Here is an 8,220-nt window from a genome sequence, read left to right as displayed (position 1 = left end):
ATTTATCAATTTGCATAAAAAATAAAAAGAAGTGGTAGATTTAATAAAAAATTCTACCACTTTGTCAACAGCCTGAGAAGATGAATGAATGTTCATCTTCTTTTTTTGAATAAAAAACGAAGTGAAACAAAATTCACTTCGTTTGTTTAGTTTCTTAATATTTTATCTAAGCTTTTTCCTTTCGCCAGCTCATCTATCAGTTTATCAAGATAGCGCATATTTTGCATCATAGGATCTTCAATGGTTTCTGGTTTAACACCACAGATACTTCCTTTGATTAAAAATCTTTTTTCATTCAAGCTTGGAGCCTGAAGAAAGAAATGTTCATAGTCTATAGGTGTTTTTAGCATTGCGTGAATCTGAGCTTGAGAATAGCCTGTTAACCATTGAATGACTGTATCAACTTCTTCTTGGTTACGTCCTTTTTTCAATGCTTTTTGAAGCAGTAAAGAATAGATTTGAGAAAAGGGCATCTGGAAGACTTTATTACTCATTATAACAATCCCATCTCTATCATCTTTAAGCCAATATCAACAGAGTTGTAAGCAGCACCTTTCATAAGCTGATCAGCCACAATCCATAAGCTTAAAGCATGATCATTATCTAAATCTCGACGGACACGCCCCACATGGACAAGTTCATCACCAATAAATAGAGTTGCCATAGGATAAATCTGATTTTCAATATCATCATAGAGTTCAACACCATGAGAATTTGATAATAATTCAAAGACTTTATCCATATCAATTGGTTTTTTTGTTTCGATATAAACAGATTCACTGTGTCCTCTGAGTACAGGAACACGGACACAAGTGGCATTAACTTTAATATCTTTATTAAAGATTTTCTTTGTTTCATTCACCATTTTCATTTCCTCTTTTGTAAAATGATTATCTAAATCAAATTTATCCACTTGAGGAATACAGTTGAAAGCAATTGGATAATGTTTTTTATCAGAAGCACAAGGTAATGTTTTGGCAACAGGTTCTTTACCATCTAAAACTTCTTGTGACTGACGATATAATTCTTCCATTCCAGCAACACCAGCACCTGAAACAGCCTGATAAGTAGACACAATAATTCTTTCAATATCAAAATATTCATTTAAACGATTTAAAGCACTGACCATTTGAATCGTTGTACAGTTTGGATTAGCAATAATCCCTTTATGTTCTTTTAATGCATAGGCATTGACTTCTGGAACAACTAATGGAACATCAGGATCCATTCTAAAATGAGAAGTATTATCAATATTGATACAACCAGCTTGAACAGCGTAAGGCATATATTTTTCAGAAATACTTCCACCAGCACTCCAGAAAGCAACGTCAATACCTTCAAATGAATTTTCAGTTAATTCTTCAACAACAAATTCATGTCCTTCATATTCAATCACTTTTCCAGCACTTCTTGAAGAAGCTAATAATTTTAAACTTTCAAATGGGAAGTGAAACTGAAAAATACATCTTAACATTTCTCTACCCACTGCACCAGTAGCTCCTACAATTGCAACTTTATATTTTTTCATTTTTATAGTCCTCCTAACCTAAGAATGCTTCATGTAATAAAACCTGTGCTCTTTTGACATCATCTCGATCAATATAACAAGAAATATTAATTTCACTACAAGAAGTCATTTCCACATTAATATCATGACTCATGAGTGTATTATAAACTTTCTGGAACATACCTTTATTATTTTTAATACCAACACCAATGACAGCCACTTTTCCAATATTTCCTCGCACAATCGTTTTTTTAGCCTGCAATGTTTCTTTTAAATCATTAATGACTTCAACGACAGCAGGAACATCTTTATCATTAATGATTAAAGAAATATCCATTCTACCACCACCGACTAATGCCTGACTGAAGACATTGACATTGACATTAGCATCAGCAATTTTTTCAAAGAGTTCACCAGCACCATTGACTTTGGCATCAACACCAACGAGAGTAATTCTCGCTTCATTTTGTGAACCAGTAATTCCAGATATAATGAATTGATTTAAATGATCTTTCATAATTTTTTCATCTCCTAACACATATGTTCCCTGACTTTCATCGAAAGAACTTCTTGCATGAATCACAATATCATGTTTGGCAGCCAATTGTACACAACGATGGTTGAGAACTTTAGCGCCATTTTTAGAAAGTTCCAGCATTTCTGAATAACTGATATAATTTAATTTCATCGCATCAGGAACAATACGAGGATCAGCTGTATAAATACCGTTAACATCACTATATATTTCAACTTCATTGGCATCTATTGCAACACCAATAGCAACGGCAGATAAGTCACTGCCACCACGACCTAAAGTGGTAATTTTTCCATTTTGAGAATATCCCTGAAATCCTGGACAAATCACAATATCAGCATTTTTAAGTTTATCTAAAATATGTTTTCCCTCTACGGTTGTAATCGTTGCATTTTGATGATGTGAATCTGTCAAAATACCCAGTTCTCCGTTTGTTACCGTGTCTACAACATAGCCTTTTTTAGCCAGTTCACTTTTAACAACAAGTGTTGAAATCGTTTCTCCAATACTTGTTAAACGATCAATTTCTTCATCTGTCAATTGATCTGTATGAACAATGGATAGAAGGGTATCTGTTGCATAGGGATCATCATAGCGCCCCATCGCACTGACCACAGCAACAACTTTGTTGCCTTTATCGTGTTCACGAATAATATTTTTATACATATGTTCACGTGTTTCAATACTACGTGTTGAGGTTCCACCAAATTTTTGAACAATTATTTTCATGTTATTTTAACCCCTTACTTTCAATAAATTATAGGTTTCATCTTGAAGTTGTTGTTTTAACTCATTCAGTTCAATAGGATTTGTAATGTAGATATGATCATGATCTTGAGAATAATACATTTCATAGTCAATATCTAGAGGATGATCACATCTGATATAATATTTAGAATATGTAATTGGATAAATCTCTTCTACATATTGATATTGATGTTGCCATATTGTTGGTTGATGTGTTTTGATGATATCACTCACAACAGCACTGGCAGTGACATAACGCCCAGCACCTTTACCATAGAAAATCACATTTTCTAAATAATTACAAGTGATTTCTACTACATTATATGCTTGATTCACATTCGCAACTATGTCTTTTATACCAATTAAGGTAGGAGAAACATCAATTCCATAACCATGATCAAGTTTTTTAGCCTGTGCAATCAACTTAATACGGTATCCTAATTTTTTAGCATAGTCTATATCTTTCTTTGTGACTTTTCGAATACCTGTACATTGAATCTTATTGAAATCAAAGAAAATCTCAAAAGCATTCATAGTTAAAATACAAATCTTATGTGCAGCATCAATCCCATCTAAATCCAAGCTGGCATCGGCTTCTACATATCCTAAGCCATCAGCTATTGTGAGAGCTTCCTGAAAATCCAAATTATCTGTTTCCATTAATGTTAAAATGAAATTTGTTGTTCCATTTAAAATACCTTCGATTTTCTCAATCTCATTAGCAATTAAATCTTCTTTAGCTGGAACAACGACAGGAATACCACCACCCACAGCAGCTTCATAATAGATTTTAGCATGATATTTGGCTGCAGTTTCAAAGATTTCCTGACCATCATGTGCAATCAATGCTTTGTTTGCAGTAACAACATGTTTCCCTTTTTTTAAGGCTTCTAAAATGATTGTTTTAGCAATTGTTGTTCCACCAATTAATTCTACCACAACATCAACTTCATCATCATTTAAAACATCATGAAAATCTTGGGTATAGATGATACCATCTGGTAAAGTCACTTCATTTAAAGCACAGCCATATTTAACTGTCACTTCTTCATGAATGTGCTTTTCTAATCTTTCTTTTTGTTGTGTTAAGATTTCTACAACGCCAAACCCAACAGTTCCTAGACCAATAACACCAATTTTCATATGATACCCCCTCTAAATAAAAAATCTCATTCTTCATGAGATATGGTTTTCTTTGACAACAATCTAGACACTCTCATATGATCGGCTATGATATATTCATGTTTATAAATCCGCATGAAAATGTCCTCCTTTGTTATTGCATTGATAATATCATTTTTGTATACATTTGTCAATTTATGAATAAATAATTTTGAAATAAGCGAAAAAAGATGCTTTATTTTTATTAAAAATAAAATTATTTTTCAATATCTAAAATACACTTAGACAATTGTGAAACAATTGTCTTGGCATGCTTTTGAACTGGTAAGGGAGCATAATCAAAAGAATAACTATGTTGAATGGCATCTAACATAGGTAAATCATTATAGTTATCTCCAATTCCATAAATATGATCATGTGATAAGTGGAAATATTTTTCAATGATTTGAATACCTTTTCCTTTTGAACAGCCTTTCATTGCTAAATCTATATGTTGATTATTTTGAAAAGCTTCAATTTGATGACCGTATTTGTCAATAATGAGACGTGTCATCTTTTGAGCCAGGTCTAATTCATGATCTTGATAGTGAAATGAAAAAGCCTGAATATGTGTAAAAGGAAGTTCATTGAAAGAATGAATTTCATGATCAAAAATATGATCTTTAAATTTTGTATTAAGATGATATGTCACATCATTATGAACAATCGACATATTTTGTTTGCCGGTAAATTCATAGATGTCTTTGACTAAAGATATAGGAATCTGACTTTCAAAAATAGGTTCATAGTCCTTATTTAAAATGAGTCCCCCACTTAATAAAATAAAAAAATCATACTGAATATCATAAGGTTTTGAAGGACGTAAAATACCACTTAAGCTTCGCCCAGAACAAATACCAAACAGATGTCCATGTTTTTGAAATTCATGAATAGCTTTAACATCTTCATCTTTCATATGATCTTCAAACCATAATGTATTATCAAAATCACTAGCAAGTAATTTCATATTTTCACCCCAAATCTTATTATAGGGGAATTCATATTGAAATACAAAGAGATTATACATATATTTTTGACAAAAATGCTTGTTTGTGACGTAACGTTATGAATTATAATAAAAGCAGGAGGGATGGAAAATGAATAATCACAAATATATGACAGTTGGAGAACTTGCAAAGAAGATGGGAACAACTGTTCGCACATTACAGTTTTATGATCAAAAAGGATTGTTACATCCTAGCAGTGAAAGTGAAGGAGGCCGACGTCTTTATACTTATCAGGATATGATTTTACTTCATCAGATTCAATCTTTAAAATCATTAGGTTTTACTTTAGATGATATTAAAAATAGAATAGAAGTTTTAGATACACCTCAAAAAGTAGAACATGCGCTTCATCAACAGGAAGTCATGATTGAAGAAAAAATCAAACAGCTTCAAAATACATTATCAGCCATTAAAGCCTTAAAGGTTGAAGTCAATCAAATGCAAACAGTTGATTTTAAAAAATATGCAGATATCATTGTGAATCTTCAAATGGATAATGAGTATTATTGGTTAATTAAACATTTTGATAATGAAACATTGGAACATATTCGTCAACAGTTTGATAAAGATAGTGGTCAGGAATTTATTCAACGTTTTCATCAGCTCAATGAAGACATCTTAAAGCTGAAGGCAAAACATCTTCCTCCAGAAGATGAACAGGTCCAGCAGATGACTGGTCAGTTTTGGAATTTGATTATGGAATTTACGCAAGGGGATATGAGTTTATTACCACGTTTAATGAAATTTGATCATTTAACTGATGCCCAAAATCAGGAATGGATTCAAAAACAAAATGAAGTCAATGATTATTTGAAACCAGCATTAGAAATTTATTTTCAAAAATTAGGATATAATCCATTTGAGGGGGAATGATGATGGATACGATTATGCATGTTTTACATTTGAAAAAGAAATATCAGACACTTGAGGTTTTAAAGGATGTCAGTTTTGATGTGAAAAAAGGAGAAATCTTTGGCATATTAGGAATGAATGGTGCTGGGAAAACAACAATCTTAGAATGTCTGGAAGGATTTTTAAAATATGATGAGGGACAGATTGAAATTCATGGTCAAATAGGCATTCAGCTTCAATCTTCAGCTTTACCTGCGTATATGAAAGTGAAAGAAGCTATGAAGTTGTTTTCAAAATGGAAGCATGCACAGTTAGATGAAGAAATAGTCAAGACATTAGGTATTGAAGAAATAGCTGATCAGACATATAGGGAACTTTCGACAGGACAGCAACGTCGTCTTCATCTGGCATTAGCTTTGATGGGACATCCTGATCTGCTTTTTCTAGATGAACCAACTGCAGGATTAGATGTCGCTGGACGAAAAGCCCTGCATGAAAATATTATCCAATGTCAAAAACAGGGAATGACGATTGTTTTGACGAGTCATGATATGAATGAAGTAGAAAGCTTATGTGATCGTATTGGGATCTTAAGGCAAGGAAAAATGGCTTTTATAGGAACAGTAGAAGAATTAGCGAAACAACTTGGACGATATTATTATATTAAGGTCAATAGTCAAGAAGGAGAAAAAGTTTATACGACACAACATATTCAACAGACATTGATGCAAATCTGTCAGGACTATCAAAAACAAGATCTCGATATTTTAGATATGACAGTCAATCGTGGGACTTTAGAACAGCACTTTTTAGAAGTCGCAAGGAGAAATGAAATATGAAAGCATTAGGTTATGGGATTTATTTACAATGGAAAATGGATATCCGTTCTCGTTCATTATTAATCACATGTTATTTAGTGCCATTACTCTTTTTCTTAATGATGGGAAGTGTTTTTACATCCATCATGCCTGAGTCTCAAGAAACATTGATGGCATCTATGACAGTCATGGGTGTTTCGATGGGGGCATATATTGGTTTACCACCATCTATTGCTGAAATTTATGGAACAGATATTAAGAAAATGTATATGGCCAATCATATACCTGAATATTTTGCAGTTTTGTCTTTATTTTTATCAGCATTTATTCATTTAATGATGATGAGCGGTCTGATTTATATTTTATCTCCTCTTCTTTTTGATGCAACATGTCCTATTCATCCAGTTTTATATTTTGTGATGTTGATATTATTTGTTTTGGTATCATTAAGTATAGCCTGCATTTTAGGATTAGCAGTTCATAATCAGGCCAAGCTGACTATGGTCAGTCAAATCATCTTTTTACCCTCTATCATTTTATCTGGTATTATGTTTCCTGTTTCTTTATTACCTTCTTTTTTAGAAACCATTGGAAAACTTTGTCCAGCTACATGGGGTTATCTATTACTGATTGAACAACCTATACAATTATCAAATATCTTTATTTTATGTACGATATTGATTGTTGCTTTAGTGATTTGTTATGCATTACTAAGATCAATTCGTTCTTCCTTTCGTCATCTGCCATGATATAATCAATACAGGAGGGTAGAATGATGATATTAGATTCAATTGATGATATTGATTTTATTGAGCCATTACGTTTAAATATGACAGATGTTTTCTATCGTGAAGAGGATGGCTTGATTATGCTGGAAAGAGAAAGTCAGTCCATCATGATTTCTATGACTGATATAGACAAGTTCAAAAGCTTATGGAGTCAATGCCATTTAGATCAATATCAATTATATAATGTCAAACAAAAAGAAGTTGTTGATTTACTGATCAATGAATATCATAAAAAAGATTATTTTGCCTGTTATCAGGCAGTTTATATGGCAACTCAGCCAATAGAATTCACAATCCCTGATCATGTTTCTATACGCTTGTTGACTCAGGATTATCTTGATGATGTTTATCATATTTATCATCATATGAGTGATCGAGATTATATAAAAGATCGTATTGAAAAGAAAGCATTATGGGGATTGTTTCATGATGGCCAGTTAGCTGGATTTATTGGTATGCATCGAGAAGGAAGCATGGGCATTTTAGAAATCAAAAAAGAATATCAAAGACGAGGTTATGGTTCTTTGTTGGAAAGCTATTTGATGAATGCATTACTGAAACAAAAGAAAGTCCCTTATTGTCAGGTTGTCGTAGGAAACGAGGCATCATTAGCTTTACAAAGAAAATTAAATATGACTTTATCAACAACTTATTCTTATTGGGTATTTGATGAATAGAGTATTGACTTACCTGATATGAGTCAATGGAATAGGGATGCATGTGCATCCCTCAGGCTGTTGACAAAGTAAAAAAGTCAACAGCTTTTAGTTTTCAAATGAAAGAATATATGGTATTATATCCATTG

The 8,220-nt window shown here is 32.4% G+C and carries 9 protein-coding genes; 4 read left to right on the top strand and 5 right to left on the bottom strand.

From position 1 onward, the window contains the following. Positions 1-146: 146 nt before the first annotated feature. The 5 genes from ACESR5_RS11905 to ACESR5_RS11885 form a co-directional block, all read right to left on the bottom strand. Positions 147-497: a DUF2200 domain-containing protein gene (locus ACESR5_RS11905; protein WP_373155971.1), complete on the bottom strand. Its 351-nt coding sequence runs from the start codon at positions 495-497 to the stop codon at positions 147-149. After that, entirely contained in the window at positions 494-1,528 is a 1,035-nt protein-coding gene (locus ACESR5_RS11900) for an aspartate-semialdehyde dehydrogenase (protein WP_373155969.1), read from the bottom strand. Before ACESR5_RS11900 ends, ACESR5_RS11905 begins: the two co-directional genes overlap by 4 nt. Positions 1,529-1,541: 13 nt before the next feature. Beyond that, entirely contained in the window at positions 1,542-2,771 is a 1,230-nt protein-coding gene (locus tag ACESR5_RS11895; RefSeq protein WP_087244102.1) for an aspartate kinase, read from the bottom strand. 6 nt (positions 2,772-2,777) lie between these two features. Then, positions 2,778-3,932 (bottom strand): homoserine dehydrogenase, encoded by a 1,155-nt coding sequence (locus ACESR5_RS11890; RefSeq protein ID WP_087244103.1) that lies wholly within the window; start codon positions 3,930-3,932, stop codon positions 2,778-2,780. A 235-nt stretch (positions 3,933-4,167) separates the two neighbouring features. Next, positions 4,168-4,917, bottom strand: coding sequence for an HAD-IIB family hydrolase (locus ACESR5_RS11885; protein WP_373155965.1), 750 nt, complete (start codon positions 4,915-4,917; stop codon positions 4,168-4,170). Positions 4,918-5,047: 130 nt separating this feature from the next. Between ACESR5_RS11885 and ACESR5_RS11880 the strand changes: the two genes are divergently transcribed. From ACESR5_RS11880 to ACESR5_RS11865, 4 genes are read left to right on the top strand one after another with little or no spacing between them, the layout of a single operon-like run. Then, a complete protein-coding gene (locus ACESR5_RS11880) occupies positions 5,048-5,830 on the top strand; it encodes a MerR family transcriptional regulator (protein ID WP_087304343.1) in 783 nt (260 codons plus the stop codon). A 2-nt stretch (positions 5,831-5,832) separates the two neighbouring features. Beyond that, a complete protein-coding gene (locus ACESR5_RS11875; protein ID WP_373155963.1) occupies positions 5,833-6,648 on the top strand; it encodes an ABC transporter ATP-binding protein in 816 nt (271 codons plus the stop codon). Further along, positions 6,645-7,376, top strand: a complete 732-nt coding sequence (locus ACESR5_RS11870) for an ABC transporter permease (protein ID WP_373155961.1) — start codon at positions 6,645-6,647, stop codon at positions 7,374-7,376. The genes ACESR5_RS11875 and ACESR5_RS11870 overlap by 4 nt, the downstream gene beginning before the upstream one ends. 23 nt (positions 7,377-7,399) lie before the next feature. After that, on the top strand, positions 7,400-8,092 hold the full coding sequence (locus tag ACESR5_RS11865) for a GNAT family N-acetyltransferase (protein WP_373155958.1): 693 nt from the start codon (positions 7,400-7,402) through the stop codon (positions 8,090-8,092). Positions 8,093-8,220 lie beyond the last annotated feature (128 nt).

The organism is Clostridium sp. AUH-JLR23 (assembly GCF_964238065.1).
GTDB classification, from domain to species: Bacteria; Bacillota_I; Bacilli_A; order Erysipelotrichales; family Coprobacillaceae; genus Allocoprobacillus; species Allocoprobacillus merdigallinarum.
This window is presented reverse-complemented; position numbering and strand designations above follow the sequence as displayed.

Coding starts and splice junctions, on each gene's coding strand:
- ACESR5_RS11890 (WP_087244103.1), bottom strand. CDS start 3,932: ATGAAAATTGGTGTTATTGGTCTAGGAACTGTTGGGTTTGGCGTTGTA.
- ACESR5_RS11865 (WP_373155958.1), top strand. CDS start 7,400: ATGATGATATTAGATTCAATTGATGATATTGATTTTATTGAGCCATTA.
- ACESR5_RS11870 (WP_373155961.1), top strand. CDS start 6,645: ATGAAAGCATTAGGTTATGGGATTTATTTACAATGGAAAATGGATATC.
- ACESR5_RS11900 (WP_373155969.1), bottom strand. CDS start 1,528: ATGAAAAAATATAAAGTTGCAATTGTAGGAGCTACTGGTGCAGTGGGT.
- ACESR5_RS11895 (WP_087244102.1), bottom strand. CDS start 2,771: ATGAAAATAATTGTTCAAAAATTTGGTGGAACCTCAACACGTAGTATT.
- ACESR5_RS11880 (WP_087304343.1), top strand. CDS start 5,048: ATGAATAATCACAAATATATGACAGTTGGAGAACTTGCAAAGAAGATG.
- ACESR5_RS11875 (WP_373155963.1), top strand. CDS start 5,833: ATGGATACGATTATGCATGTTTTACATTTGAAAAAGAAATATCAGACA.
- ACESR5_RS11885 (WP_373155965.1), bottom strand. CDS start 4,917: ATGAAATTACTTGCTAGTGATTTTGATAATACATTATGGTTTGAAGAT.